General features: G+C 70.9%; 35 protein-coding genes and 1 tRNA gene. 18 read left to right on the top strand and 18 right to left on the bottom strand.

The features are described 5' to 3' along the window. Nucleotides 1-94: 94 nt before the first annotated feature. A complete protein-coding gene (locus D0D28_RS12610) occupies nucleotides 95-664 on the top strand; it encodes a TetR/AcrR family transcriptional regulator (protein ID WP_167481481.1) in 570 nt (189 codons plus the stop codon). Between the two features lie 43 nt (nucleotides 665-707). On the opposite strand, the gene D0D28_RS36735 is transcribed toward D0D28_RS12610, so the two are convergent. The 4 genes from D0D28_RS36735 to D0D28_RS12585 form a co-directional block, all read right to left on the bottom strand. Continuing rightward, nucleotides 708-875: a hypothetical protein gene (locus D0D28_RS36735; protein ID WP_240323193.1), complete on the bottom strand. Its 168-nt coding sequence runs from the start codon at nucleotides 873-875 to the stop codon at nucleotides 708-710. Nucleotides 876-1,070: 195 nt separating this feature from the next. After that, on the bottom strand, nucleotides 1,071-1,964 hold the full coding sequence (locus D0D28_RS12595) for a PaaX family transcriptional regulator (RefSeq protein WP_094006052.1): 894 nt from the start codon (nucleotides 1,962-1,964) through the stop codon (nucleotides 1,071-1,073). A 50-nt stretch (nucleotides 1,965-2,014) separates the two neighbouring features. Beyond that, on the bottom strand, nucleotides 2,015-2,242 hold the full coding sequence (locus tag D0D28_RS12590) for a hypothetical protein (RefSeq protein ID WP_094006053.1): 228 nt from the start codon (nucleotides 2,240-2,242) through the stop codon (nucleotides 2,015-2,017). Between the two features lie 135 nt (nucleotides 2,243-2,377). Further along, nucleotides 2,378-2,785 carry a winged helix-turn-helix domain-containing protein gene (locus D0D28_RS12585; protein WP_116110699.1) on the bottom strand — a complete coding sequence of 136 codons (408 nt, stop codon included), beginning with the start codon at nucleotides 2,783-2,785 and terminating at the stop codon, nucleotides 2,378-2,380. Between the two features lie 46 nt (nucleotides 2,786-2,831). On the opposite strand from D0D28_RS12585, the gene def reads away from it, so the two are divergent. Continuing rightward, nucleotides 2,832-3,479, top strand: coding sequence for a peptide deformylase (gene def, locus D0D28_RS12580; RefSeq protein WP_205413245.1), 648 nt, complete (start codon nucleotides 2,832-2,834; stop codon nucleotides 3,477-3,479). On the opposite strand, the gene pepE is transcribed toward def, so the two are convergent. Beyond that, entirely contained in the window at nucleotides 3,448-4,158 is a 711-nt protein-coding gene (gene pepE / locus D0D28_RS12575; RefSeq protein ID WP_094006055.1) for a dipeptidase PepE, read from the bottom strand. The two genes, def and pepE, sit on opposite strands and share 32 nt — an antisense overlap. A 93-nt stretch (nucleotides 4,159-4,251) precedes the next feature. On the opposite strand from pepE, the gene D0D28_RS12570 reads away from it, so the two are divergent. After that, nucleotides 4,252-4,683, top strand: coding sequence for a TIGR03667 family PPOX class F420-dependent oxidoreductase (locus D0D28_RS12570; protein WP_116110698.1), 432 nt, complete (start codon nucleotides 4,252-4,254; stop codon nucleotides 4,681-4,683). Between the two features lie 753 nt (nucleotides 4,684-5,436). Here D0D28_RS12570 and D0D28_RS12565 read toward each other — a convergent pair. Further along, nucleotides 5,437-5,694 (bottom strand): helix-turn-helix domain-containing protein, encoded by a 258-nt coding sequence (locus D0D28_RS12565; protein ID WP_094006059.1) that lies wholly within the window; start codon nucleotides 5,692-5,694, stop codon nucleotides 5,437-5,439. 72 nt (nucleotides 5,695-5,766) lie between these two features. On the opposite strand from D0D28_RS12565, the gene D0D28_RS12560 reads away from it, so the two are divergent. Beyond that, complete coding sequence (locus D0D28_RS12560; protein ID WP_094006060.1) at nucleotides 5,767-6,054, top strand: winged helix-turn-helix domain-containing protein; 288 nt, start codon at nucleotides 5,767-5,769, stop codon at nucleotides 6,052-6,054. Here D0D28_RS12560 and D0D28_RS12555 read toward each other — a convergent pair whose 3' ends face one another. Further along, a complete protein-coding gene (locus tag D0D28_RS12555; RefSeq protein WP_116110697.1) occupies nucleotides 6,055-7,110 on the bottom strand; it encodes a J domain-containing protein in 1,056 nt (351 codons plus the stop codon). Nucleotides 7,111-7,164: 54 nt separating this feature from the next. Here D0D28_RS12555 and D0D28_RS12550 point away from each other — a divergent pair, with 54 nt between their 5' ends. After that, the gene (locus tag D0D28_RS12550) at nucleotides 7,165-7,737 is read left to right on the top strand and encodes a hypothetical protein (RefSeq protein ID WP_116110696.1); all 573 of its coding nucleotides are present in this window, start codon (nucleotides 7,165-7,167) and stop codon (nucleotides 7,735-7,737) included. Here D0D28_RS12550 and D0D28_RS12545 read toward each other — a convergent pair. Together D0D28_RS12545 and D0D28_RS12535 are read right to left on the bottom strand one after the other, a co-directional pair. Continuing rightward, complete coding sequence (locus D0D28_RS12545) at nucleotides 7,721-8,113, bottom strand: DUF2237 family protein (RefSeq protein ID WP_094006063.1); 393 nt, start codon at nucleotides 8,111-8,113, stop codon at nucleotides 7,721-7,723. The two genes, D0D28_RS12550 and D0D28_RS12545, sit on opposite strands and share 17 nt — an antisense overlap. A 253-nt stretch (nucleotides 8,114-8,366) precedes the next feature. Next, nucleotides 8,367-8,549: a hypothetical protein gene (locus tag D0D28_RS12535; protein ID WP_240323192.1), complete on the bottom strand. Its 183-nt coding sequence runs from the start codon at nucleotides 8,547-8,549 to the stop codon at nucleotides 8,367-8,369. A gap of 111 nt (nucleotides 8,550-8,660) precedes the next feature. Between D0D28_RS12535 and D0D28_RS36730 the strand changes: the two genes are divergently transcribed. Further along, entirely contained in the window at nucleotides 8,661-8,939 is a 279-nt protein-coding gene (locus D0D28_RS36730) for a hypothetical protein (protein WP_240323191.1), read from the top strand. Here D0D28_RS36730 and D0D28_RS12525 read toward each other — a convergent pair. Together D0D28_RS12525 and D0D28_RS12520 are read right to left on the bottom strand one after the other, a co-directional pair. Next, nucleotides 8,936-10,273, bottom strand: coding sequence for an MFS transporter (locus tag D0D28_RS12525; RefSeq protein ID WP_094006191.1), 1,338 nt, complete (start codon nucleotides 10,271-10,273; stop codon nucleotides 8,936-8,938). The genes D0D28_RS36730 and D0D28_RS12525 overlap by 4 nt on opposite strands. A 112-nt stretch (nucleotides 10,274-10,385) precedes the next feature. Then, a complete protein-coding gene (locus D0D28_RS12520) occupies nucleotides 10,386-11,024 on the bottom strand; it encodes a TetR/AcrR family transcriptional regulator (protein WP_094006064.1) in 639 nt (212 codons plus the stop codon). Nucleotides 11,025-11,089: 65 nt separating this feature from the next. Here D0D28_RS12520 and D0D28_RS12515 point away from each other — a divergent pair, with 65 nt between their 5' ends. Further along, nucleotides 11,090-12,877 carry a bifunctional sugar phosphate isomerase/epimerase/4-hydroxyphenylpyruvate dioxygenase family protein gene (locus D0D28_RS12515; protein ID WP_116110695.1) on the top strand — a complete coding sequence of 596 codons (1,788 nt, stop codon included), beginning with the start codon at nucleotides 11,090-11,092 and terminating at the stop codon, nucleotides 12,875-12,877. Here D0D28_RS12515 and D0D28_RS12510 read toward each other — a convergent pair. Then, nucleotides 12,865-13,206: an antibiotic biosynthesis monooxygenase family protein gene (locus D0D28_RS12510; RefSeq protein ID WP_116110694.1), complete on the bottom strand. Its 342-nt coding sequence runs from the start codon at nucleotides 13,204-13,206 to the stop codon at nucleotides 12,865-12,867. The genes D0D28_RS12515 and D0D28_RS12510 overlap by 13 nt on opposite strands. A gap of 83 nt (nucleotides 13,207-13,289) precedes the next feature. On the opposite strand from D0D28_RS12510, the gene sigK reads away from it, so the two are divergent. Together sigK and D0D28_RS12500 are read left to right on the top strand one after the other, a co-directional pair. Next, entirely contained in the window at nucleotides 13,290-13,883 is a 594-nt protein-coding gene (gene sigK / locus D0D28_RS12505; protein WP_116110693.1) for an ECF RNA polymerase sigma factor SigK, read from the top strand. After that, the gene (locus tag D0D28_RS12500) at nucleotides 13,880-14,602 is read left to right on the top strand and encodes an anti-sigma factor (RefSeq protein WP_116110692.1); all 723 of its coding nucleotides are present in this window, start codon (nucleotides 13,880-13,882) and stop codon (nucleotides 14,600-14,602) included. The genes sigK and D0D28_RS12500 overlap by 4 nt, the downstream gene beginning before the upstream one ends. Nucleotides 14,603-14,639: 37 nt before the next feature. Here the strand turns inward: D0D28_RS12500 and D0D28_RS12495 are convergent, their stop codons facing one another. Beyond that, a complete protein-coding gene (locus tag D0D28_RS12495; protein WP_240323190.1) occupies nucleotides 14,640-15,059 on the bottom strand; it encodes a nuclear transport factor 2 family protein in 420 nt (139 codons plus the stop codon). Here D0D28_RS12495 and D0D28_RS12490 point away from each other — a divergent pair. From D0D28_RS12490 to D0D28_RS12465, 6 genes are all read left to right on the top strand, one after another. Next, entirely contained in the window at nucleotides 15,052-15,540 is a 489-nt protein-coding gene (locus D0D28_RS12490) for a GNAT family N-acetyltransferase (protein ID WP_116110691.1), read from the top strand. The genes D0D28_RS12495 and D0D28_RS12490 overlap by 8 nt on opposite strands. A gap of 15 nt (nucleotides 15,541-15,555) precedes the next feature. Continuing rightward, on the top strand, nucleotides 15,556-16,002 hold the full coding sequence (locus D0D28_RS12485) for an SRPBCC family protein (protein ID WP_116110690.1): 447 nt from the start codon (nucleotides 15,556-15,558) through the stop codon (nucleotides 16,000-16,002). Further along, the gene (locus tag D0D28_RS12480) at nucleotides 16,002-16,214 is read left to right on the top strand and encodes a KTSC domain-containing protein (protein WP_094006072.1); all 213 of its coding nucleotides are present in this window, start codon (nucleotides 16,002-16,004) and stop codon (nucleotides 16,212-16,214) included. The genes D0D28_RS12485 and D0D28_RS12480 overlap by 1 nt, the downstream gene beginning before the upstream one ends. A 101-nt stretch (nucleotides 16,215-16,315) precedes the next feature. Further along, nucleotides 16,316-17,698, top strand: a complete 1,383-nt coding sequence (locus tag D0D28_RS12475; protein ID WP_116110689.1) for an alkaline phosphatase PhoX — start codon at nucleotides 16,316-16,318, stop codon at nucleotides 17,696-17,698. A gap of 39 nt (nucleotides 17,699-17,737) precedes the next feature. Continuing rightward, entirely contained in the window at nucleotides 17,738-18,529 is a 792-nt protein-coding gene (locus D0D28_RS12470; RefSeq protein ID WP_116110688.1) for an aminotransferase class IV family protein, read from the top strand. A 261-nt stretch (nucleotides 18,530-18,790) separates the two neighbouring features. Further along, nucleotides 18,791-18,988, top strand: a complete 198-nt coding sequence (locus tag D0D28_RS12465) for a nuclear transport factor 2 family protein (protein WP_240323189.1) — start codon at nucleotides 18,791-18,793, stop codon at nucleotides 18,986-18,988. Between the two features lie 22 nt (nucleotides 18,989-19,010). Here the strand turns inward: D0D28_RS12465 and D0D28_RS12460 are convergent. Beyond that, nucleotides 19,011-19,084, bottom strand: a tRNA-Leu gene (locus D0D28_RS12460). A gap of 101 nt (nucleotides 19,085-19,185) precedes the next feature. Between D0D28_RS12460 and D0D28_RS12455 the strand changes: the two genes are divergently transcribed. Beyond that, nucleotides 19,186-19,407 carry a DUF3618 domain-containing protein gene (locus tag D0D28_RS12455; RefSeq protein ID WP_094006076.1) on the top strand — a complete coding sequence of 74 codons (222 nt, stop codon included), beginning with the start codon at nucleotides 19,186-19,188 and terminating at the stop codon, nucleotides 19,405-19,407. Between the two features lie 33 nt (nucleotides 19,408-19,440). Beyond that, the gene (locus tag D0D28_RS36725) at nucleotides 19,441-19,677 is read left to right on the top strand and encodes a hypothetical protein (RefSeq protein WP_240323188.1); all 237 of its coding nucleotides are present in this window, start codon (nucleotides 19,441-19,443) and stop codon (nucleotides 19,675-19,677) included. Nucleotides 19,678-19,950: 273 nt separating this feature from the next. On the opposite strand, the gene D0D28_RS12440 is transcribed toward D0D28_RS36725, so the two are convergent. Next, a complete protein-coding gene (locus tag D0D28_RS12440; RefSeq protein WP_094006077.1) occupies nucleotides 19,951-20,430 on the bottom strand; it encodes a hypothetical protein in 480 nt (159 codons plus the stop codon). Between the two features lie 230 nt (nucleotides 20,431-20,660). Beyond that, a complete protein-coding gene (locus D0D28_RS12435) occupies nucleotides 20,661-21,215 on the bottom strand; it encodes a TetR/AcrR family transcriptional regulator (protein ID WP_094006192.1) in 555 nt (184 codons plus the stop codon). 136 nt (nucleotides 21,216-21,351) lie between these two features. On the opposite strand from D0D28_RS12435, the gene D0D28_RS12430 reads away from it, so the two are divergent. Beyond that, nucleotides 21,352-22,827 carry a flavin-containing monooxygenase gene (locus tag D0D28_RS12430; RefSeq protein WP_094006078.1) on the top strand — a complete coding sequence of 492 codons (1,476 nt, stop codon included), beginning with the start codon at nucleotides 21,352-21,354 and terminating at the stop codon, nucleotides 22,825-22,827. A 365-nt stretch (nucleotides 22,828-23,192) separates the two neighbouring features. Here D0D28_RS12430 and D0D28_RS12425 read toward each other — a convergent pair whose 3' ends face one another. Continuing rightward, nucleotides 23,193-23,666, bottom strand: a complete 474-nt coding sequence (locus D0D28_RS12425) for a helix-turn-helix domain-containing protein (protein WP_094006079.1) — start codon at nucleotides 23,664-23,666, stop codon at nucleotides 23,193-23,195. A 190-nt stretch (nucleotides 23,667-23,856) separates the two neighbouring features. Beyond that, a partial coding sequence (locus tag D0D28_RS12420) for an LCP family protein (protein ID WP_430732385.1) occupies nucleotides 23,857-25,497 on the bottom strand: 1,641 nt, incomplete at its 5' end.

Raw genomic sequence — 25,497 nt, 5'->3', positions numbered from 1 at the left:
AGATGTTGCAAGTTGTGGATGAATGGCGACTGTCCTGTAGCCTGGGGGCGGGGTACGAGAAGATCACGTGGAGCAGGAGAGGCGAGGACGGCCGATGCGCGCAGACGCCGAACGGACAGCGAAGGCGATCCTCGAGGCCGCGGAACGCGTGCTGAGCGCCAATCCCGCGGCCACCATGGAACAGATCGCGGAAGCCGCGGGTGTCGCCCGGACGACGGTGCATCGCCGGTTCACCAGCCGCGAGGCCCTCGTCGATGCCATGACAGCCTGGGCCACTCAGCAGTTCCACGACGCCGTCACCAGTGCTCGGCCTGAGACTGCCCCGCCGTTGGTCGCGCTGTATCAGGTGACCGCGAACGTGCTTCGAGTCAAGATCGGCTGGGGGTTCGCCATGAACGCCGTCAAGCCCGAGGATTCCGAGACTGCACGCGTACATGCGGACGTGCTCGACCAGTGCGACCGCCTCTTCCGGAGGCTCCAGCACACAGGTGTCCTACGGCCCGACACCGACCTGACCTGGGCTCGGCGCACTTACTACGCGCTGATCCACGAAGCCGCGCAGCCCCAGCCCGCCGACGCCCGAGACGTGGACGAACTGGCGACGCTCGTCGTGGACACACTGCTGACCGGCGTCGGCCAGCAGTCGCTGAAGCCCAGCGTCTAGAAAAGACAACCTGCCGGCCCGCCAGGGCCTGTATCGAAGCCGGTCAGAGCCATTCGTTGATCGCGGCGATCTGGCCGGTGGCTTCGTAGCGCACGGCCAGCTCGTCGTAGCGCGTGGCCACGGCCCGGTTGCGTTTGTGCCGGTTGCTGGGATCGCCGCCTTGATCCGGGTCAGGCCGGGTTCTGGGCCGGCCCCCAGTCAGCCGGGGCACCCCGGATACCCGCCAAGACCGGGACGAACCCACGCGTGATCACCCGGCCCGGAAGAGGTGCGCTCTGGCGATGGTGGAGTCCACGCTGACATCCCAGGTGGCCGGCCCGGCCGCGTCGGCGACGGTTTGCAGCGCGGTGCGGATCCGCTGCCGGACACCAGCCCGCTGCCAGCACCGAAACAGCGCCTAGTACACCTAGGCCGCTTCCTCCGCGCCGACCAGCTGGTCCCAGTGCCGCTGCGCGACCGGGCGCCACTCGACGTGCCGGCGGTGGAACAGCTCCGCCGCCTTGGCGCCGCTCCAGCCGTCGGGCAGCAGGCGGCCCGGCAGGCGCGGGTCGAGGAACGGGAAGCGGCGCCACTCGTGCACGAGGCGGGTCTGTGCGTGCAGCACCGCCTCGCCCGAAGCGGGCGCCAGCGCGGCGAACTCGTCGATGAAGTCCTCGTAGCGCTCTTCCAGCGCGGTCAGATCCCAGGCCCGCGCGACCATCGCGTCCTCGTCGCCGATCCGGCCGTACGAGGCGACGAACGACATCGCTTCGGCGTCCAGCCCCAGTTCGCGCACGATCGAGTTCGCCTCGTCGTGACGGCTGGGGTCCGGGCAGATCCACACACCGGGCGTCGGCGAACCGAACCCGGCCCAGGTCAGCCGCGTGCGCAGGCTGTGCCGCAGGTCCCGCTTCGTCTCCGGCACCGACACCAGCAGCATCAGCCACGTGCCGTCCCACGGCGTGTGGTCGCGGCCGAAACCGTAGATGCGTTCCGCGCCCTCGCTCAGCAGCCGCCGGCCCGGCGTGGTCAGCGACCACCGCACGCGACGGCCGTGGCGTTGCGACACCAGCCAGCCCTCGGCGGCGGTGCGGGCCAGCGCCTGGCGCGCCGACTTCTCCTCGATGCCGAACATCGCGAGGACGTCGACGAGGGTGGAGGTCCACACCGGCCGGTCACGGGGCAGCACGAACTCACCGAGCACGGTCATCAGGACCGACCGCGCGCTCGTGTGGCTCACCTCGCGCCGCCTGCTCACGGTGGGGCGGGCCGTGGTGTCCGCGATCGCGCTCACCTCCCGCGAAGCTGACCTCGACGCCATTGGCGTTGCTCAGGTTAGCCCACGCGGAGTCGCGTGCCGTGCGCGGCGGGTCAATGGAGGAAATAGGACAGGTCCTGCACCAAATCCCATTCGGCGCGATGCCCGTCCGGCGGGCCGGTCCACGGTTCGTGAATGATCTGCTCGTCGCGGGCGCATTGCCCGCAAAGCGGGTGGCCCTGCGCGTCGAAACACCATTCCTCGTCGGCGGGGGTCTGCTCGTGGGGGACCAGGCAGCCGAAGCAGCTGTCCGCGGGGCGGAAATCCATGTGCGTTGTCATGATCGCATCCCGTGGGTCGCAGTTGAACCATGGTAGGCACGGGTCGGAGCGGTCATGAAGCGTCGTCATCCGAACGTAGCAAACGTGTGTCTCGGCTGCTGAAACTCCGTTGAACCGGTTATTGGCCGGCGTGGTTCACGGGTGCGGAAACGCGGAGAAATTGACTTCGACCGGCCGGGATTCGGCGTGTCCGGATGCCCGTTCGGGAAAACGCTTGATCAATTCCCGCACGGATGCGGTGAGTTCGGCCAGCTCGCGCGGAGTCAGGTGCAGGACGGCCGAAAAGGTTTGATCATCTGGCGCGTGGGATTCCGCGGAATCCCACCGCAGCCGCCACGGTTTGATTCGCCCCCGGCCGCGCGGCGCCTCTTCGATCAGGCCCGCCCGCGCCAGCTGTCGCAGGTGGAACGAACACAGGCCGGAGCTGTACCCGAGGCGGCGGCTCGCCTCGTTCGCGGTCACGGTGCCCAGTTCGGCGAGCAGGTCCAGCAGCGCGAGGCGGACGGGGTGGTCGGGCAGCTTCGACTCGGGTCGGTTCTCCACTTTGCAAAGTGTGCTAGTTTGCAAAGTCGTTGGCAAGGGAGGCGGAATGGCCGTCTACGTGCAGGGGCAGCCGGTCGGGGACTGCCCGCGGGTGCTGCCGGAAGCGCGCCGTGGCTCGCCGCGGCGGATCACCGAGATCGGCGAGGAGATCCTCGCTCGTCCGTGCCGCCCGGCGGCCGAGTTCGGCACGCCGGAGCTGTCGGCCCTGATCGACGACATGTTCGCCACCCTGTACGTGGCCGAGGGCGCCGGACTGGCGGCCAACCAGGTGGACGTCGACCTGCGGTTGTTCGTGTGGGACTGCTGGGACGAGTACGGCGACCGGCACATCGGCCACATCCTCAACCCGGTGCTCGACGAGGAGCCGGTCGGCGACCGGCGGCTGATCGAGGCGCCGGAAGGCTGCCTGTCCGTCCCCGGCCCGTACGCGAAGCTGCCGCGCGCCGACCACGCTGTGGTGCGCGGGGTGGACCAGTTCGGGGAGCCGCTGGTCGTCGAGGGGCGGGGCTACTTCGCGCGGTGCCTGCAGCACGAGACCGACCACCTCGGCGGCGGCCTGTACGTGGACCGGTTGCCACTGCGCAAGCGCAAGTCGGTGCTGCGCGACATGGCCAGGTCGCGGGACGAGGTTCTGGCCCGACACGCCGAGCTGGCGGACGAGCTCAGGCGATCTCGCTCGCCAGAAGGTCGCTGAGGTCCGCGCCCGGCCGCAGCTCCGCCGGGCCGGCGCCGCGGCGGAACAGGCGGGCGCCGGCTTCGTCACCGCCGAGGGTGAGGGTGTCGTCCTCGCGGCGCAGCCAGGTGCCTTCGCGCATCCCCAGCACCGGCACGTCGTTCTCCTCCAGGAACTGGTCGATCCGCTCCTCGCGGGTTTCGCCCATGTGGGTGGATTCCGGCTGCGGGTCGAGGTAGTGCGGGTTGATCTGGAACGGCACGAACCCGGCCGCGTCGAACGCGGGCGGCTGCACGATCGGCATGTCGTTGGTGGTGCGGATGGTGGGGCAGGCGACGTTCGTGCCCGCGCTCGATCCGATGTAGACGGTCCCGTGCGCGACGCGGTCGCGGATCGGGGCGAGGAGCTCGCGGCGGTAGAGCTCGCGCAGGAGCCGGAAGGTGTTGCCGCCGCCGGTGAACACGGCCTGCGCGGAGTTGAGCAACCTGATCGGGTCATCCTGGTGGGCGCCGGCGACCTCGATGCCGAACGGGGCGAGCGCCTTGGCGACGATCGCCGTGTAACCGTCGTGATCGGCGAGCGCGAACGGCACGAACACCAGGCGGCGCACGTCCTGGAGCACTTCGCCCAGCGCGTCGGTAGCGTGCTCCAGGTAGCCGCGTCCGGGCGCGGTCGAGTTGGACAGCAGCAGCAGACGCATCGATGATCCTTTCCGGCGCTCGATCCCCGAATGCCTATCACGGGCGGTCGGTGAAGTTGCGCCGGAAGTGAGCCCGGCCACTACGCTGGCGGCATGGCAGGCGACGTGCTCCCCGACCCGTCGAGCCCGTTCGGACGGCGGGTCCGCGAACGGCTCGAGACCGAGCAGGTCGTCTGGCTCACCACGACGGGCGCGGACGGCACCCCGCAGCCGAACCCGGTGTGGTTCGTGTGGCGGGACGGCGAGTTCCTGGTGTACAACGCCGCGCGCGCCAAGCGGCTGGACCACATCCGGGACCGGCCGCAGGTGGCGCTCCACTTCAACAGCGACGGGCAGGGTTCGGACGTCGTGGTGTTCCGCGGACTGGCCCGACCGGCCGACACACAACCCCCGGCACACGAGGACGCCTCGTACGTGGCGAAGTACGGCAAGGCGATGGAGCGGGTAAGCGGAAGCCTGGCGGGGTTTTCGGAGCAGTATCCCCAGGTATTGCGGGTGAGGATCAACGCGGTACGGGGATACTGACGGCGCGCAGCGCCGTGCTTTGCACCCAAGGTAGCTGGGTGGTCATCCCGTCGCCTGACATGCAACGATCACCTTGAGCCAGGGCCGCAACCCGGGCCGCCAACCGGCGGCCGAGCTACGCAACCTTGCGGCCCTGGCTCAAGGTGATATGCACAAACCGGAAGGCGACGGGATGACCACCCGGCGACCACCTGCCCGAGGTGAGGTGCCTGCATTCCCCCGTCATCCCGGAGCCTGCCCGTCCGGCGAGGACATCTTTTGATCTTTAGAGGTGACGTTGGGCAGGCGGAGAGCCCGCCCTACGGGCGGAAAGCGCCTCACGGCGCCAAAAGGTCACCTTCCGACCTCCCCCGCCCCCGATGCCTGATTGTGTTTCGGTCGCCGAGCAGGCGTGTCAAGGCGGGAAAGAGTACCTTGACACGCCTGATCGGCGACCAAAGATCGGCTGTGGATCGGGGGCGGGGGAGGTCTGGTTGGGGTAGTCGGTCCACTTGCGTTGCCGGGCGCCGGTTCGCAGGGCTGCCGCGCGGTCAGCCGAGTGCCGGGCCGCTTGCGTTGCCGGGCGCCGGTTCGCAGGGCTGCCGCGCGGTCAGCCGAGTGCCGGGCCGCTTGCGTTGCCGGCTTGCGGCTTGTTGGGCTGCCGCGCGGTCCGGTTGATTGCCGGGCCGCTTGCGTTGCCGGCCGCCGGTTGCAGGGTTGCCGCACGGCCCGCCGCTGCCGCCCCACTCGCCTTGCCGACCGCCGCCTCCCCGTCTAACCCTTCCCCTCATCCAGCAGCTCCGCTGGGTGCACCCCCATCGCCTCGGCGAGGCGGAACAGCGTGTCCAGCGTGATGTTGCGTGTGGGCCGTGGCGCGCCTTGTGCGAGTCGTGATCGTTCCAGTTCGGCGACCACCGATCGGGACACCCCGGCCCGGTCCGCCAGGTCGGCCTGGCTCAGGTCCCGGTCCCGCCGCAGCCGCCGCACGCGGGTTGCCAGGGCGCGCAGCCGGGCGTCCAGGACCTCCTCCATCGTCACAACTGCGCAGCCTACCAATGGTCGCTCGTGCCCTACTTTTTGTCTTTTCTATGCTACCTTGGAGGGGTGAGCAGAGAACTTCCCGCCACCGGTCCCGCCTACCTCTACGACCTCGTCGCCGACGATCTCGCCCGGCGCATCGAGTCGGGTGAGCTCGCGGTCAACACGCCGCTTCCCGCGGAGCAGACGCTGGCCCGGCAGTACGGCGTCTCGCTGGGCACGTGCCGCCACGCCACGAAAGTCCTCCGCGACCGTGGGCTGGTGCGGACCATCCCCTCGAAGGGGACGTTCGTCGCCGGGCGGCCCGATCGCGTGGCGATCTACTGCCTCGAACCGTTCCTGGACGTGGCCTGACTAGACGACCTGCGCGCGCACCTTCCGCAGCAGCCGCACGTCCACGCGCGCGGCCTCCGCGGCCAGCCAGTCGCCGATCACCTGCACGAACTGGTCCGGCGTCATCGGCGGGGCGGGCACGTCGAAGTCCTCGTCGGTGGTGATCTCGCCCGTGCGGCTCGGGTACACGATCAGCGCGCCGCGGATCTCCGCCCCGGGCAGCAGCGCGCGGAAGGCCTCGATCGCCTCCGGCAGCTGTGTCGCGCCGCCGCGGAAACGACGCTCGTCCCGCCACAGCTCGCCGTGCTCGTCCGCCGCGTAGTGCCCGGGCAGCCACGTCTTCGACTCGATCAGCACCAGCCGCCGCCCGGCGAGCACCGCGTGGTCGATGTCGGCGAACACCGAACCCGGCCACGCCAACCCGTGGAAGATCCGCGCCCCCGGCAGACGCGTCAGGTACCGCTCCAGCAACTCGGCCGTCAGCCGCTCGCCCCACTGGTCCGGCTCCGAGCCCGGCGAGCCGAACACGACCGTGCCGCCGAACTCGTCGTCCACCGCGCGCTCGGCCCGCGCCACCTCCAGATGCTGGCACACCAGCCAGATCGCCACCGCCGACGCCAGGACCAGCCACACCGCGACCGCCAGCGCACCCGCCATGATCGGCAGCACCACCAGCAGCAACCACGCCAGCAGCAACACCGCCGGAGCGTGCCCGGGCGCGGCCCGGTCCGCCGTCCGCGCCTTCTCCCGCGCCGCGTCCCACCACTCCAGCGCGTCCGGGTCCAGCACCGGCAACTCGGCCGTGAAACTCGGGTCCTCACCCAGCTTCCGCCCCGGCCGCCGCGCCCGGACCGGGGTGGCGGTCGCCGCCGCGCGGTCCAGCGCCCGGTCGTACGCCGCGCGCTGCAACGGGTCGACCAGCACCTCGTAGGCCTGCCGCAACGCCTGGAACTCGTCGGGGGAACCACCGGCGTCCGGGTGCACGGTCCGCGCCTTCTGGCGGTAGGCGGACTTGATCTCCGCCGTCGAGGCATGCCGGTCCACCCCGAGCAGGTCGTAGTAGCCCTCGCCGCGCACGCGGTTACTTTATGTGGTCTCCGTTTTCGCGCCACATGTGGCTAGAGTCAGCCGATGGTCCTCGACATCACGGACAGGCTGGGCATCCGCACCGGCCGCTACGTCGCGCCCGCCGGGCTCGCGGCGATCGTCCTCGGGGCCGCCCTCTTCGTCCTCCCACCGCACAGCACCCTCGCCGCGATCGCGCTCGGACTCGCGGGCGGGGCGGCCTTCGCACTGGGCACCGCCCGCCGCGCGCACGGCCGCTGGTGGGCGCTCGTCGCCGGGCTCATCAGCGCGGCCCTGCTCTTCGCGGCGCTCACGGTCGCCGGCCGCGTCGTCGCGCTGCACGCCTTCGGCCACACCGAGACCTGCACGGTCACCGACCGGGTCATGATCGAGACCGGCGCCCGCTACCACCACTACGGCTTCGTGCACACCCTCGCCTGCGGCGGCGAAACCCTCACCATCCGCACCGACCCGGGCGACCGCGTGCCGGTCGGGACCGCGGTGACGATCCTGACCAGCGACGTCCTCGAACCGGACTTCGCCGACCGGCACCCGCTCCTGTTCGAGGTGCCCGCCGTGCTCGGGTCAATCGCCCTGACCGTCGTGCTCGTGCGGCGCTCGGTCAGGTCAGCGAGCTAGGGTCCGCGGGCACGTCCACCGCGTGCCGCTGCAGGGCCTCCAACGGGACGACGTCCAGCGCCCGCTCGTGCGTCGAGGCCAGCACCACCGGCGCGGCCACACCCGCCTCGTAGGCCTGCAGCCACCGGGCGGCCACGACGCACCAGCGGTCGCCGGGCCGCAACCCGGGGAAGCCGTACTCGGGGCGGGGCGTGGACAGGTCGTTGCCGACCCCGCGCTGGTACTCCAGGAACTCCTTGGTCACCACGGTGCACACGGTGTGGCTGCCGAGGTCGTCGTCACCGGTGGTGCAGCACCCGTCCCGGTAGTACCCGGTCATCGGATCGGTGCCGCAGGGCTCGAGTTCGCCGCCCAGAACATTGCGATCGGTCGTCATGGCAGTCCGTGCTGTCGTTTCCAATCGTCCTCGCACAGAGCGTACTCGACGTCACCGTGTTCGGCGCCGATGCCTCGACCCGCTCGACGCTGTCAGGGGTGGTTCGGGTAGGTCGGGCTGGTCGAGTCCCGCGCCGTTGGAGGCGACTTGCAACTAGGCTCCTGGCTCCGCCGGTGCTCTGGCATCACGGCCACCCGACCGAAGCTGTGCGTCGCCGCACCGCTCGCTCGGCCGCTGAACGCACACACCCCGATCATGCCCGTACCCGCTCGACGGCGTCGTGGCCGGCGCTGATCGCCGTCAGCGAGCGGCCGGTGGTGGGGATGGCCAGGTAGAAGATGATCAGCGCGGCGAACACGTACCCGGCGGCGAGCACCAGCATCGACACGTGCGGGCCCGCCGCGGCGACCGCCACCAGCACCACCGACTGCAGCACCCCGCCGGTCTGCCCGAGCCCGCCCGCCAGCGAACCGCCGCTCGCGCGGGCGAGCCGCTGTCGGTCTCCGCGGGCCTGGCGCCGGACAACAGCGCGGTCACCGTCGTGCTGTTGCGCACCGTCGAGTACGTCGACAACCGGCACACCCACGACCACGAGCAGGTGCTGTGGGACCTGGCCGACACGATGTCCCGCACCGGCGCGCTGATCTTCCGCGAAGCCTCCTACGGCCTGGTGCTCGGCCCGGAGCACACCCAGCTGCTGGCGAAGAACGGGATGTCCAAACAGGACGTCCAGCGATGGGTGTCGGGCGCGGTCCTGCCGGTCGACGGAGGCGGCCCGCACCGCGCCGGTTTTCCGAGCCGCTCCGCCGAAGCCGCGAAGTCCTAGGCGGTCGCCCCGCCCGCGGAGGTCATCGGCACCCGGCCGCCGTCCAGGTCCTTGCGGCCCAGGTCGGCGGTCGGGACCCGGTAGTTGTCCCGGCCGGTGAGCACCGCGATCACGTTGACCAGGCACAGGCCCGCGGTGAAGATCGCGACGCCGACCCAGTTCGCGCTCTTGTCACCGGCGATCGCGGCGGCGATGCTCGGCGTGAACCCGGCGATCGCGAACCCGATCTGCGTGCCGATCGCCATACCGGACAGCCGCACCCGCGCGGGGAACATCTCGCCGTAGAACGCCGGCCACACCGCGTTGGTCGCGCTGTAGACGACACCGAACATCAGGATTCCCACGACGAACACGAGCACGTAGTTGCCAGCCGAGATCGCGCCCAGGTAGGCGAAGATCAACAGGGCGCAGCCCAGCGACCCGCCGATGAACACCGGCTTGCGCCCGACCCGGTCCGCCAGCATCGCCCACAGCGGGATGGCGCCCAGCGCGACGATGTTGGCGAGCACGCCGACCCACAGCATCGGAGTGCGCGCGAGCCCGGCGGAGTTGACCGCGTAGGACAGCGCGTACACCGTGAAGATCGTGCTGACCGCGGCGATCACGGCCGCGAACACGACCCGCAGCACGTCGGCCCAGTGGTCCCGGAACAGCACCGCGACCGGCAGCTTCGCCTGCTCCTGGCCGGCGACCTCGCGCTCGAACACCGGGGTCTCGTCCAGCTTGCGCCGGATGACGAACGCGGCGACGACGACCAGCGCGCTGGCCCAGAACGGCATCCGCCAGCCCCAGCTCTGCAGCGCGGCCGTCGGCATCGCCGCGACCGGCAGGAACACCGCGGTCGCCAGGATCTGCCCGGCCTGCGTGCCGGACAGCGTCCAGCTCGTGTAGTACGAGCGGCGGTGCTCCGGCGCGTGCTCCAGCGACATCGAGTTGGCGCCGGCCTGCTCACCGGCCGCGGACAGGCCCTGCAGCAGGCGCAGGATCACCAGCAGCACCGGGGCGAGCACGCCGACCTGCTCGTAGGTCGGCAGGCAGCCGACCAGGAACGTCGAGACACCCATCAGCAGCACGGTGAAGACCAGGACCTTCTTGCGGCCGAACCGGTCACCGACGTGGCCCAGGATGAACGCGCCGATCGGGCGGGCGACGTAGCCGACGCCGAACGTGGCCAGCGCCAGCAGCGTGCCCGCCGCCGGGTCCGAACTGGGGAAGAAGATCTTGCCGAAGACGAGTGCCGCGGCGGTGCCGTAGATGAAGAAGTCGTAGTACTCCAGTGCGCTGCCCACCCAGGCAGCCACCGCGGCCTTCCGGGGCTTTCCGTGCTCGACCACGTCCACGCTCCTGTCGCTCCGTTGCGTGCCGGATTAATGTACCGTTTGGTTACGTACCAGATGGTGAGTTAGTGGTCCACGGCTTGTCAACCCGGAGAAGGGGACGAAACGCTCAGTGCGCGGTCAGGTACTCGACCAGCAGGTCGCCGAGCATCGTGCGGTAGTGCTCGCGCCGGCCGGGGTCGAGCATGTCGCGCTTGAAGATGGCGTTGAACGTGTGCCGGTTGGCGGTGCGGAAGACGCAGAACGCGCTGATCATCATGTGCACGTCCAGCGCGTCCACGTCCGCGCGGAACGTCCCGGCGGCCCGGCCGCGCTGGAGGATGCGGGTCAGCACGTCCAGCGCGGGGTTCGCGAGCGTCGACAGCACCTCGGAGCGGCCGATGTGCTCGGCGTTGTGGATGTTCTCGATGCTGACCAGCCGGATGAAGTCCGGGTGGGACTCGTGGTGGTCGAAGGTCAGCTCGGCCAGCTGCCGCAGGGCCTCGACCGGGTCGAGGTGGTCGACGTCGAGTTCCTGCTCGCGGGCGCGGATGCCGGCGTAGGCGCGTTCGAGCACCGCGACGTAGAGGCCTTCCTTGCTGCCGAAGTAGTAGTAGAGCATCCGCTTGGTGGTGCGGGTCTTCGCGGCGATCTCGTTGACGCGCGCCCCGGCGTAGCCCTGGTCGGCGAACTCGCGGGTCGCCACGTCGAGGATTTCGGCGCGGGTGCGCTCGGCGTCGCGCAGGCGTTCGGCGCTTTCGGTCGGCATATGCGCACCGTAGGACTCACCGACTGGTTCAACCAACACCGGTCCGTGCGAGAGGAGTCCCGGCCATGAGGCGAGGGATCGCGACCGTGTGCCTGTCCGGCACGCTGGAGGACAAGCTGACCGCGGCGGCCGCCGCCGGCTTCGACGGGGTCGAGATCTTCGAGAACGACCTGATCGTCTCGCCGCTGTCGCCGGCCGAGGTGCGGCGCCGCTGCGACGACCTCGGGCTGTCGGTGGACCTGTACCAGCCGTTCCGGGATTTCGAGGCGGTGCCGCCGCCGGTGTTCGAGGCGAACCTGCGCCGCGCCGAGCGCAAGTTCGACGTGATGGAGCAGCTCGGCGCCGACACCATGCTGGTGTGCTCGTCGGTGTCGCCGGACGCCGTGGACGACGACGACCTGGCCGCTGAACAATTGCATACACTCGGTGTACGTGCAGCTCGGCGCGGTATGCGCATCGCATACGAGGCGCTGGCGTGGGGCCGGTTCGTCGACACCTACGACCACTCGTGGCGCATCGTGCGGCGGGCCGATCACCCGGCAGTGGGGCTGTGCCTGGACAGCTTCCACGTGCTCTCCCGCGGCAGCGACCTCGCGCTGATCCGGACGATCCCGGGCGAGAAGATCTTCTTCCTCCAGCTGGCCGACGCGCCCCGGCTGCACATGGACGTCCTGCAGTGGAGCCGGCACCACCGGCTGTTCCCCGGGCAGGGCGCGTTCGACCTGACCGCGTTCGTCGGGCACGTGCTGGCGACCGGCTACTCCGGGCCGCTGTCGCTGGAGGTCTTCAACGACGTGTTCCGGCAGGCCGATCCGGGCCGCGCGGCGGTCGACGCGATGCGGTCGCTGCTCGGGCTGGAGGAGTCGCTGGGCGAGCCCGCGATCGCCGCGCCGGAACTGACCGGGCACGCGTTCACCGAACTGGCCGTGGACGAGGCCACCGGGCCGCGGCTGGCCGCGGCGCTGAGCGCGATGGGGTTCGCGCACACCGGGCAGCACCGGTCGAAGCCGGTGCAGCTGTGGACCCAGGGCGAGGCGCGGGTCCTGCTGAACGCGACCGGCGGGCCGGCCGAGATCAGCGCACTGGCCGTGGCGAGCGCGGACCCGGCGCGCTCGGCGCGGCGGGCGGAGTCCTTCCACGCGCCGGTGCTGCCGCGGGAGCACCGCGCCGTGGCGGCCGGCCTGTCGGCGGTGGCCGCCCCGGACGGCACGGCGGTGTTCTTCTGCCGCGACGGCTGGCTGTCGGACTTCACGCCGACCGGCGACACCGCCACGGGCGCCGGGTTGCTGGGCACCGACCACGTCTCGCTGAGCCAGCCGTTCGACAACTTCGACGAGGCCGCGTTGTTCTACCGCACGGTGCTCGGGCTGCACCCGGAGATGCCGACCGAGTTCGCCGCGCCGTTCGGCCTGATCCGCAGCCGCGCCGTGACCAACCCCTCGAACACCGTGCGGATCGCGCTGAACGTCGCGCTGCTGCGCCGCGGCGAGTGGGCGCCCGGCGTGCCCGACCCGCAGCACATCGCCTTCACCAGCGACGACGTGCTGGCCACCGCCAAGGCGATGCACGCGGCCGGCGCGCCCCTGTTGGCGATCCCGGACAACTACTACGACGACCTGGACGCCCGGCTGGCCCCGCCGCCGGATCTGCTCACCGCCCTGCGCGAGTATTCGGTGCTCTACGACCGCGACGAGCACGGCGAGTTCCTGCACTTCTACACCGAGGTGCTGGGGGCGCGGGTGTTCTTCGAGGTGGTCCAGCGGATCGGCGGCTACCGCGGCTACGGCGCGGCGAACGCGCCGGTGCGCATGGCCGCCCACCGCCGGTTGCGGCTCGCGCGTCAGTCCGGCTGAGCGAAGACCTCGGCGTAGGCGGTGAACACCGGGTTCGCCGCCACCCAGTCCCACAGCTCACCGGTGATGTCGCCGTAGATCTCGGCTTCCACCATGTCCGCGCACTCGCCGCCCCGTGCGAGCAGGGCCGCCCCGCGGTCGTTGTGCGCGAAGGCGGCGTCCACGTCGGTGTACTCCTCGATGACGACGTAGCTGCCCGGCGCCCCGGAGAACCACCGGTAGGTGAGCGTGCCCGGTTCGGTCGCGGCCTGGTCGCGCAGCGCGCGGGCGACCTCCTCGAACTCCTGCTGGTCGTGGACCTCGAAGCGGGCGCGCACGTAGAAGCTCATCCCCGCATCCAACCAGTGATCCGACCCATCCGGTCCCGCGTTCGCTCCGAACACGATCTGTCGGCGTGAGGGAGGATGACGGGATGGACGACTCGGTCCGGGCGATACGCCCGGCCGCCCAGGGCCCCGCGGGCCCGTCGCCCGAGGACCTGATGGCCCAGGTCGTGCGGGGGAGTGAGGCCGCGTTCGAGCAGCTCTACGAGGTGGTCGCCGGCCCGGTCTTCGGCGTGGTGCGGCGCGTGGTGCGCGACGTCGCCCAGTCCGAGGAGGTCGCGCAGGAGGTCCTGGTCGAGTTGTGGCGGACCGCGGCGCGCTACGACAGCGCGCAGGGCAGCGTGCTGAACTGGGCGCTGACCCTCGCGCACCGCCGCGCGGTCGACCGGGTGCGGTCGGCCCAGGCGCGCACCGACCGCGAGCAGCGGGCCGGGGCGACGGCGCCGGGACGCGAGTTCGACGAGGTGCTGGAGGCGGTCACCGCCCGCCTGGAGCGGGAGCAGGTGCGCCGCTGCCTGGACGGCCTCACCGAGCTGCAGCGCGAGTCGATCATGCTCGCCTACTACGGCGGCCACACCTACCCCGAGGTCGCGGACCTGCTGCAGAGTCCACTGGGGACGATCAAGACGAGGATGCGGGACGGCCTGATCCGCCTGCGCGACTGCCTGGGGGTGACGCGGTGAACCCGGACGTCCACATGCTGACCGGCGCCTACGCCCTCGACGCGCTCGACGAGCTGGAGCGGCGCCGGTTCGAGGAGCACCTGGCCGAGTGCCCGGACTGCGAGCGCGAGGTGGCCGAGCTGCGCGCGACGACGGCGCGGCTGGGTGCCGCGGTGTCCGAGACACCGCCCCCGGCGCTGCGGGATCGCGTGCTGAAGCAGGTGCGCCAGGTCCGGCAGGAACCACCGGCCCGCCGGACGGCGACGCGTTCCCGGAACTGGACGACACGCCTGCTCGCCGCGGCCGCCGTGATCGCGATCGCGGTCGCCGCGGTCAGCGGAGTCCTCGCGGTGCGGGCCGAGCGGCAGCTCGACACCGCCCAGGCGCAGTACGCGGCGCTGACGGAGCTGCTGTCGGCGCCGGACGTGCGGACGGTGTCCGGCACGGACGCGGGCATCGCCGGCGAGGCGCGGCTGGTCGTGTCGCCCAGCCGGGACCGGGCGATGCTGACCATGTCCGGCATGCCGGACCAGCCGGCGGACGTGACCTACCAGGCGTGGACGATCGACGCGTCGGGTCCGCGCTCGGCCGGTGTGATGGGGCACGCCGGGACCACCGGGGCGCCGCTGATGTTCACCGGCCTGGCGGGGGTGCGCACGGTCGCGGTGACCGTCGAACCGGCCGGCGGCTCCGAGCGGCCGACGTCGGCGCCGGTGGTGGTCTTCACGGTGCCGGCGTAACGGGTTCCCGGTGGCCGGGGTGCTCCGGCCACCGGGATCACCGCTGGAACCGCCGCCGGCCGGTGAGCGGGCCGAGCCCGGAGCGCCACCAGGCGAGCCACGCGCCGGGACTCGCGGCGACGGCCCGCGCGACGGGCATCGAGTCGAAGAAGGAGTCCCGCCGGGTCACCCAGCCGTCGGCGTTCAGCCACAGCTCGTCGACGGCGCGGAAGGCCAGCGGCTTGCCGCGCAGCGTGCCGCTCAGCCGCAGCTCGATGAACAGCCGGTCCTCCCGGCCCGCCCAGGACAGCACCTCGCCGCGCAGGTCCGGCAGGAAGCCCAGCAGCCGCTCGGCCTCCCGTCCCCACGCCCGCCTGCCTCGCGTCGGCGGCACCATCGGCTGGTTCAGCTCGACGTCCTCGGCGAGCAGGGCGTCCCACGGCGACCAGCGCCGGCGCCTGATCGACGCGATGGGCACCGCCGACCGCCTGCTCCGCCTGGCCGCGATCACGATCGGCCCGGCCGATCCGGAGTCCTCGGACGGCCGGCGCTGCCTGCACGCCTACGCGGCCGAACTCGACGCCCGGTTCCCGGAGGGGTTCGACACCGCGGATCTGGTTGCGCCCGGCGAGATCCGCGGCGACCGGGGAGTCCTGCTCCTCGCCCGCGAGGACGGCCGCGCCGTGGGGTGCGGCGCGCTGCGTACGTTCGAACCGGGGATCGGCGAGATCCGGCACGTCTGGCTCGACCGCGACGTCCGTTGTCTCGGCCTCGGCCGCCGCCTGCTCGCCGAACTCGAGGGCGCGGCGCTGGCCCGTGGGATGTCCGCGGTCCGGCTCGGCACGCACCCCGAGCTGTCCGAGGCCATCCAGATGTACCGTACGAGCGGTTACTCGGAAATTCCCCACTACGGCGACGATCCGCACAGCGGTCTGTGGTTCGAAAAACGGCTCGGATGACCTACCCTCGAATTCGTGCCGGTCGACGTGCGCACTGAAATCGTCATCGCGCGCCCGCGGGAAACGGTGGCTGCCTACGCGGGCGATCCGTCGAACGCGCCCGAGTGGTACGCCAACATCCTGGACATCGAATGGGAGACCCGGCCGCCGCTGCACGAGGGCTCCCGGATCGGTTTCGTGGCGCGGTTTCTCGGCCGCACCCTGCGGTACACCTACGAGGTGGTCGAACTCGCGCCCGGCGAACGGCTCGTGATGCGCACCGCGCAGGGCCCGTTCCCGATGGAAACCACCTACACCTGGGAATCCGTGGACGAGGACCACACGCGCATGGTCCTGCGCAACCGCGGTGAGCCGAGCGGCTTCGCGAAAGCCGGCGCCCGCGTGCTGCGCGCGGCGATGGCACGCGCGAACCGCCACGATCTGCGCCGGTTGAAGGACCTGCTCGAAACGGGTCGCCCCTAGTGCGCCGCCATCCGGTTTCCTCGAGCGCGCTCGCGTCGGTCGGGTACGACGCGGCGCGGCGCATTCTCGAGGTGGAATTCCTGCACCACGGCATTTACCGGTACCTGGGCGTGGAAAGCGCTATCTACCGCGCGTTGCTGGCCGCGGAGAGCAAGGGCCGCTACTTCCAGGCGTGCATCCGCGACCGTTACCCGCACGAGCGGCTCGCCTGAACCGTTCGCCCTCCGTTCGCCTGGGTGTCGTCCGCGGGCCCCGCCGGGGTCGGAATCGGCGGTTTTGATCCTTGGCACGGTTCCCACCACAGGAGGTCGGCATGGCTTCACTTTCCCGGCGTGATCTGCTGCGCACCGGCGCGGCGAGCGGTCTGGGCATCATCGTCGCGGGCAGCGTCGACGCGATCGCGGCGCCTGCCGCGGCCGCGCAGGTCACCCGCGGCGCCGGCTACGGCCCGCTCGTCGACGATCCGGCCGGCCTGCTGGCGCTGCCGGAGGGCTTCCGGTACCAGGTGATCGCCCAGTCCGGCGTGACCAAGCTGGAAACCGGCCAGTTCACCCCGAGCGATCCCGACGGCATGGCGTGCTTCCGCCGCGGCCGGGACTTCGTGCTGATCAACAACCACGAGATCGGCGGCAGCGAGCCGCACCGCACACCCGCGCTGCCCGGCCTCACCTACGACCCCGGCGCAGGCGGCGGCACCACGACCATCGTCGTGGACCACGAGGGCAACCGGAAGAGCGAGTACGTCAGCCTGGCCGGCACGCACAACAACTGCGCCGGCGGCGAGACCCCCTGGGGAACCTGGCTGACCTGCGAGGAGACCGAGCAGCGCGCCGGTGGCGTGTTCCAGAAGGACCACGGTTACGTGTTCGAGGTGGACGCCTTCGACCGCGACGCGAACCTCGAACCGGTCCCGCTGAAGTTCCTCGGCCGCTACTCGCACGAGGCCGTCGCCGTCGACCCGAAGACCAGCGAGATCTACCTGACCGAGGACGCGAGCGGCCCGAACGGCCTGTACTTCCGGTGGCTGCCGCCGAAGGGCTTCCGCGGCGGCAAGGGCGCGCTGCGGGCGCAGGGGCTGTCCGCGGGCGGCGACACGGCGGGCAAGCTGCAGGCGATGAGCGCGTTCAAGGGCAGCAGGCACATCGGCGACCTGTCCGAGGCGACCACGCCGGGCACCCGGTACAAGGTGCGGTGGGTCGACGTGCCCGATCGCGACGCCCGGACCGTGTCGGTGCGCAAGCAGTTCGCGCCCGGCCAGGTGACGCACAGCCGCAAGCTGGAGGGCGCCTACTGGGGCGACGGCGGGGCGTACTTCGTCGCCAGCTACGCGCGGATCAGCGACGGCAGCGTCAACGAGCACGACGGCCAGGTGTGGTTCTACGACCCGCGCTCCGAGACGATCGAGCTGAAGACGATCTACGGCGTGAACCCCGACCCGGAGGCCGACACGAACTACGACGGGCCGGACAACATCACCGTGTCCCCGCACGGTGGCCTGATCCTCGCCGAGGACGGCGAGGGGCTGAGCCACCTGGTGGGTGTCACGAAGGACGGCAAGTCGTACCCGATGGCGCGCAACGACCTCAACGACAGCGAGTTCACCGGTCCGGTGTTCAGCCAGGACGGGCGGATCCTGTTCGCCTGCATCCAGAGCCCCGGCCACGTGTTCGCGATCACCGGGCCCTGGGACCGGTAGTTGACCTTCACACCGGTGTGAAGGCCTAACGTGCGGTGCATGAGCACTTTCGTCGTTCATCGCAACGGGCGAGCGGCGACCAGCGAGGACCTGGCGCCGCTCGCCTTCGCCGGATACGCGCACTTCACCGCGATGCAGGTGCGGGGCGGCCGGATCCGCGGCCTCGACCTGCACCTGGCCCGGCTGCGCAACGCTTCAGTCGAGATGTTCGGCACCGCACTGCCCGACGAGGCGGTGACCGCCTACCTGCGGGCGGCGTTGACGGAGGGGCCGGCGGACGTCTCCCTGGTCGCCACGGTGTACTCGCCGGAGTTCTCGACGGCCGACGCCGAGCCCGGGGTGCTGGTCCGCACCGGACCGGCCACCGACGGCCCCGCGGGCCCGCTGAGCCTGGCGACGTTCGAGTACGAGCGGGTCCTGCCGGCGATCAAGCACGTCGGCGAGGTGGCCAAGACGTACTACCCGAAGCAGGCCACCAAGCGCGGCTTCGACGACGCGGCGTTCGTCGACCGCCACGGCCGGCTCACCGAGGCGTCGATCTGGAACCTGGCGTTCTGGGACGGGGAAGCGGTGGTGTGGCCGGAGGGGCCGATGTTGGGCGGCGTCACGATGGGAATCCTGCGACGCCAGCTGGACCGGCTCGGCGTGGCGCAGCGCTCGCAGGTCGTGACAGTTCCTGATTTGTCGTCGCTGCGGGGAGCGGTGGTGATGAACTCGTGGACACCGGGCGTGGCGGTGAGCCGCATCGAGGACGTGGAGCTGGGCACGCCGGAGTCCTTTGTGGAGCTACTGCACCGCGCTTACGCGGCGGAGCCGCTCGTCGCGCCGTAGAACGAGTCCGACCCCGGACGGCGGCGCGCGGCCGTTGCCGCGCTCCGGGCCCCGACGCCCACGAACAGTTCGTCGCCGGGGGCGGGTTCGTCTTCGTCCACGCCCGGAACGCGGTGGCCCACCACGACGCCGTCACGTTCCCACGCACATGGTGCCCGCGGACGGCGGTGATCCGGTCTGGTCTTCCTCGTTCTGGGCGAGAACGGCGGCATCCGGCGGGACTACCAGTTCACCGGTGGCGACGCGGGCACCCGTGCGGCGGTGGCGGAGTTCCAGGTCCTCGTCGAGGGGCGGGACGCGGTCGTGCTGGGCGAGATCCAGCACACCGTGCGGGCCACGGACCAGCCCTACACCGCGCGGTGCGCCGTGCACCTCACGGTGGAGGACGGGCTGATCACCCGGTACCACGTCTACGAGGACAGCCTCAGCGTCGCGCAAGCCCTCGCCGGGGACGAGTGACCTGCGCGATGGTGCCGGTGAGTGGGCCCGGAGAGACTCGAACTCTCACTGGCATGGACCTAAACCATGTGCCTCTGCCAATTGGGCTACGGGCCCCGACGCCCCCAGCCTAGCGCCCGGGCCCGGTACGGCGTGGCCGGTGCCGCCCGCCGGGGGCGGTGATCTACGGTTGTGCCCTGCGAAGGTGAGGAGGACCTGTGGCTCGCGACCCGGACACCATCGAGCGGGAGATCGTGAAGGCCCGCGAAGCGCTCGCGTCGACGCTGGACCAGCTGGGCGAGAAGGCCAGCCCCAAGCGGCTGGCCGACAACGCCAAGACGACCCTGCGCGCCAAGCTCGACGACCCCAAGGTCAAGTTTCCGCTGATCGGGGCCGGCGTGCTCGTTGCGGCGCTGCTGGTGCGCAAGCTGTTCCGCTGAGGGCTCAGGCCCGCGCGGCCGGCCGCGGTCACCTTGTTCGACGAGGTGGCCGCGGCTCCGGCACCGCGCGACGACCCGGTGAGCGAAGGTCAGGGTCAAGTTTCCGCTGATCGCGGCCGGTGTGCTTGTCGCGGCCACGGTCACGCCGAGGGGCCGCGGCGCCGTAAGACGACCCTGCGCGCCGAGCTCGACGACCCCAAGGTCAAGTTTCCGTTGATCGCGGCCGGCGTGCTCGTTGCGGCGCTGCTGGTGCGCAAGCTGTTCTGCTGAGGGCTCAGGCCCGGGCGACCGGCCGCGGTCACCTTGTTCGACGAGGTGGCCGCGGCTCCGGCACCGCGCGACGACCCGGTGAGCGAAGGTCAGGGTCAAGTTGCCGTTGATCGCGGCCGGTGTGCTTGTCGCGGCCACGGTCACGCCGAGGGGCCGCGGCGCCGTAAGACGACCCTGCGCGCCGAGCTCGACGACCCCAAGGTCAAGTTTCCGCTGATCGCGGCTGGCGTGCTCCTCGCGGCGCGTTGGTGCGCGAGCTCTTCCGCTGAGGGCTCAGGCCCGCGCGGCCGGTGTGCTCGCGGCCGCGGTCACCTTGATCGCCGAGGCGGCCGCGGGCTGCGGCGCCGCCGGCTTCGCGGTCGTCAGCGCGTCCCCGATGTTCGCCGTCAGCTTCGCCTTCGGCTTCTTGTCCGGCTTGGGCGCCGGCTGCTCTGGTACTTCAGCCGGTGCCTCCGCCGTCGCCGCCCCCTCCGCTGGCGCGGCCGGCTCCGGGACCTCGATCGGCGCCGGCTCCGGCCGGGACAGCCGCGCGGTCATGTACGCCGCCGTGAACTCCAGCGCACTCCCGTTGAGCAGGTGGACGACGGTGGCCCCCTTCGCCTCCGCGCCCAGCTCCTCGACGAACTGGTCGACCCGGTCCCGCGCCGCGATGATCCCGGGCGCCCGCGCCGTCAGGCTCTTGCCCTGACCGGTCACGGTCACCGCCCAGTCGTCGTCCTCCGGCACGTAGATCGCCGTGATCGGTACCGCCATGAGTCTCACACCCCTGCCGCTCTCGGCTGCAACTCCACACTGAGGGAGCAATCCGAAGCCTCTTCATGACGCCGATCGCATTCATCCGATCGGGCGTGCTTCTGCCGCCATTTGCTTAACGCTCTGTCAGCTTCTATCGATACATCAACAGAACTCTGCGTGACAAGTTCTGGGCGGAAATGTGCGATGCGTGACGGCCATATGGAGCAACGAGCTGCGAGTACGTCCGATCACTGAGCGCGAAGGCCCAGTCCGGCCCACAGCACCTCCATGGCGAGGTCGGTAGCCATATCGGGTGTCACCTCATCGTGCTGCTCGCACCAGATGGCCAGCCGCTCGCTCGCCCCGACCACCAGCTCCGCCGTCGCCTCGAGCAGCAGGTGCCCCGTCTCGCCCGCGTCGAAGTACTGCGCCATGAGCTTGGCGATGAGGTCGGTCTGCTGCCGCCTCGTGTCCTCCAGCGCGTCGGAGGCCGACGTGCCGATCAGGGCCAGCTCGTGGCGCAGCAGCGACCAGCCCTGCCGGCGTTCCCGGGCGAACACGAAGAACGCCCGCAGCCCGCTGCGCAGCGCCTCGCGGGCGTCCGTTTCGCCGGCCACCGCGCGTTCGGTCACCTCGCGCAGCTCGGCCCTGGCCTGCGCGACGCACGCCAGCAGCAGGCCTTCCTTGGAGTTGAAGTACTCGTAGAGCATCGGCTTGGACACGCCGACGCGCTCGGCGATCTCGTCCATCGACGCCGCGGCGAACCCGCGCTCGGCGAACACCGCCTCCGCGACCTCGAGCATCTGCCGTTCGCGCTGGGCTCTCGGCATGCGTTTGCGGCGGGTCGGCCCGGTCATGAAACTGACTCTACCGGAGGTAACCTACTCCGAGTAAGATGGACTCGCGGTAACACCTAATGCTCAGTGTGGAGGAAGGTACATGGCAGAGCACACGCGAACGGGCGTGATCATCGTCGGCACCGGGTTCTCCGGCCTGGGCATGGCGATCCAGCTGCGCAAGGAGGGCCGCGAGGACTTCGTCATCCTGGAGAAGGCGGACGACGTCGGCGGCACCTGGCGCGACAACACCTACCCGGGCTGCGCGTGCGACATCCAGTCGCACATGTACTCGTTCTCCTTCGAGCAGAACCCGAACTGGAGCCGCTCGTTCTCGCCGCAGCCGGAGATCTGGGACTACCTGCGCGGCGTGGCCCGCAAGTACGACCTCTACGCCCGCACCCGGTTCGGCCAGGAGATGACCGGCGCCCGCTGGGACCCCGACGAGAACCGATGGCACGTTACGACGAAGAACGGTGACACGTTCAGCGGCCAGTTCCTGGTCAACGGCGTCGGCGCGCTGCACCTGCCGCAGATCCCCGACCTCAAGGGCATCGAGCGGTTCCGGGGCAGGACCTTCCACTCGGCGCAGTGGGACCACGACTACGACCTGCGCGGCAAGCGCGTCGCGGTCGTCGGCACGGGTGCCAGCGCGATCCAGTTCATCCCGGCCATCGCGCCCGAGGTCGAGCGGCTGCACGTCTTCCAGCGCACGCCGGCCTGGGTCATGCCGAAGCCGGACCACGCGATGCCGGACTGGGCCAAGGCGGTGTTCGCGAAGATCCCCGGCACGCAGCGCGCCTACCGCAACCTCCTGTACTGGATGCTGGAGGCCCGCGCGATCGGGTTCAACGGGCACCAGGGCCTGATGAAAGTCGCGCAGAAGCTCGCGAAGTCCAACATCGACCGGCACATCGACGACCCGGCGCTGCGCGCGAAGCTGACGCCGGACTACGTGATGGGCTGCAAGCGGGTCCTGATCTCCAACGACTACTACCCGGCGCTGAACCGGGACAACGTCGACGTGATCACCGACGGCGTCGCCGAGGTCACCGAGACCGGGGTGATCGACACGGCCGGCGTGGAGCACGAGGTCGACGCGATCATCTTCGGCACCGGCTTCCACGTCACCGACGCGTTCGACAACCTCGACATCATCGGGGTGGAGGGCCGCAAGCTCAACAAGGAGTGGGCGAGCGAGGGCATGCGGACGCACCTGGGGATCACGGTGAACGGGTTCCCGAACATGTTCTTCCTGCTCGGGCCGAACACCGGGCTGGGGCACAACTCGGTCGTGTTCATGATCGAGTCGCAGATCCGGTACGTCGCCGAGGCGATCCGGCTGGTCGAGCGGACCGGGGCCGGTGCGCTGGAGCCGCGGGCGGAGGTGCAGGAGCGGTTCAACGCCGAGATCCAGCACAAGCTGGCCAAGGGCGTGTGGACGCAGGGCGGCTGCAAGAGCTGGTACCTCGACGCGAAGGGCGTGAACCGGACCATCTGGCCCGGCTTCACGTGGCGGTACTGGCTGAACACGCGCAAGCTCCGCCCGTCCGACTTCGAGCTGGTCGGACACCACTGATTCGTGGCGAGGCGCGGCGTGCCGATGGGCGCCGCGCCTCGTCGCGTTTGGCCACGGTTCGCCGCGTGTGGCCGCGCTTCGCGACGCTTGGCCGCGCCGGAGGCGGGAGGCCACCGGCTGCGCCGGTGACGGTTCATCGCCACCGGATCGCCCGGCGACGCGCCGCCCCGGCGACTCGCCGCCCCGGCGGTTGGCTGGCCGGCGGGTTGCCGGTCCGGCGGCTTGTCACCCCGGCGGCGTTGCCGCCCCGGCGGGAGCGGCCATCTCCTCCGGGGCGCTTGCCCGGGATCTCCGTCGTAGCAACCACTCCCGGTCCGTGGCTTCCGCTCGCCGGCGAGGTGGCATCGTGTGCCGCTCCTTCGTGGTCAGTCGTCCTCCACGCCGGAGATTGCGCGCAGGCGGTCCAGCAGCTCGGGGACCGTCAGGCCGCACAGCTGCGCCATCCACGACATCGCCGACCGGTCGAGGCGCACCTCGCCCGGGGCGCCGGGCTGGCGCAGTCGGTCTTCCGCCCACCGGCGCAGCGGCAGCAGCTCGGCCCGCTCGTCGGCGACGATGCGCGTCAGGTCCAGCCGCACCTTGCCCGGCTCGTCGGCGAACACGCGGCGGTGCACGCGGGCGAGCAGGTCCTGCGGCAGCTCGTCCATCGCGATGCACAGCTCCACGAGCCGCACCACCGAGCACTGCCGCGTGCCCAGTTCGTAGGTCGCCAGCGTCTGCAGCGAGATGTCGCTCTGCAGGTGCTGGTTCAGTTCCTTGCGCGTCCAGCCCCGTCGCCGACGCAGCTTGCGAAGTTCCTCCCCCAGGATTCGCTGGTAGAGGTCATTGTCGATGCGCACTCCCCGTCCCCTGCCTTGACCACGCGTCGTGCCGCACCCCTGCTCTGGCACGTCCGGTCGAACTCCAGCGGTGTTCACGGGTATGTAAGTCGCTGAGTGCGGGTTCCTTACGCGACTTTGCCCAGACCGTTTCGTTTGACCGCCGTTATTAGGCCGATCGGGCTAACCCGGGGTGGGCTGGACGGTGTGGTCAGTTGACGCAGGTGACGCCGTCGGCGGTGATCGGCTCGTCGCTGCCCGGCGCCGGGGCCTGGGTCGTGGGCTGCGCCGCGGCCGCCTGCTGGACGACCCGTGACGGGGTGGTCGAGTAGTCGCTGCCGATCAGCACGACGACGTGCCCGCTGGTGACCGTCGGGTCCGGTTCGATCGTCGCGCCCGAGCCGAGTGCGTCGGCGACCTGCTGGGCCGCCTCCTGGCCGCCTGCCGGGTAGCGGACCACGGTGGACTTGCGCGAGGTGGTGTTCGACGTCTGGCCGCCGGTGAAGCCCTTGCCGGTCAGGCTCTGCAGGACCGTCGAGGCGAGCCCCGCGCGGCCGGTTCCGTTTCGGACGTCCACAGTGATCGCCGACTTCGCCGCCCCGGTCTCGGCGGGCTGGGTGGACCCGGCCGGCGCGGTGAGGCCCTGGACGAACTCGCGGATCTCGTCCGGGTCGACCTGGATCGCCTGCCCGTCCTCCGGGGTGCTGTAGTCCATGTTGACCACCGGAATGGTGCGGAACTCCAGCTGCCCGCCGGTGAGGCCCTTCATCTGCTGGGCGAAGCCGATGATGTCCCAGCCCTGGTTGAGCACGACGGACTTCTTGATCGCCTCGGTGAGGCCGTTCAGCTTGCCCGGGTCGGCGAGGGTGCCCGCGGAGAGCACCTTGCGCGCCATGCCGGCCATGAACACCTGCTGGCGGACGACCCGGTCCAGGTCGCCGCGCGGCAGGCCGTGCCGCTGGCGGACGAACTCCAGCGCCTCGACACCGGAGATCGTGTGCTGGCCCTTGGTGAACTTCGCGCCCGAGTACGGGTCGTTGACGTTCTCCTTGAGGCACACGTCCACGCCGCCGATCGCCTGCGTGATCTCGGAGAAGCCGAGCAGGTTGACCGAGGCGTAGTTGTCGATCGTCGAGCCGGTCAGCTGCTCGACGGTCTTGATGAGGGTCTTCGCCCCGGCCTGGTTGCTCTGCACCTCGATGGACTTGGCGTCGGTCTCGCCCTCGTCCTGCAGCTTCTTGCGCTCCGCGGCCTTCGCCCTGGCGTAGGCGGAGTTGATCTTGTGCTTGCCGAAGCCGGGGATGGTGACGTAGGAGTCGCGCGGCAGCGAGATCGCGACCGCTTTGCTGCCGTCGTTGGGGATGTGGACCATGATCAGCGTGTCGGTGTTCTCCTCACCGTCCGCGACCCCGGCGCGGAGCTGCGGGAGCAGGTCCTCCGGCAGCGGGTTGCCCTGCGCGTCGGTCCGGCTGTCCATGCCGACCAGGAGGATGTCGCGGGCGCCGTCGGCCGGCTGGTTCGCGTCGATTACGTCCGTGGTGGTGAGCCCGTTGACCAGGCCCTGCATGGCCGCCCACGCGTAGCCGGTGAGGCTCATGACCAGCAGGGACACCAGCCCGACCGCGACCTTCGCGCCCCGGTGCGACTGGTGGCGGCGCGGTGGCGGCGGGCGCGGTCGGACCTGGGCCGGTGCGGCGCGGTCGCGGGCGGCGGGCGGCCGTGCGGCCCGGCCTGCCGGCGGGCGCCCCGCCGACGGCCGGTCGCCGACCGGTTTCCCAGCGCGGTCCACTGGCGGGCGGCCGGCGGGGGGGCGGGCGGCCCGGTCCGGGGGGGTGGGGCCGGCCGGGGCCTT

This window comes from Amycolatopsis ruanii (assembly GCF_003385175.1).
Lineage (GTDB): Bacteria > Actinomycetota > Actinomycetes > Mycobacteriales > Pseudonocardiaceae > Amycolatopsis_E > Amycolatopsis_E thermalba.
The sequence above is the reverse complement of the archived record's forward strand: the minus strand, read 5'-3'. Positions and strand labels throughout refer to the sequence as shown.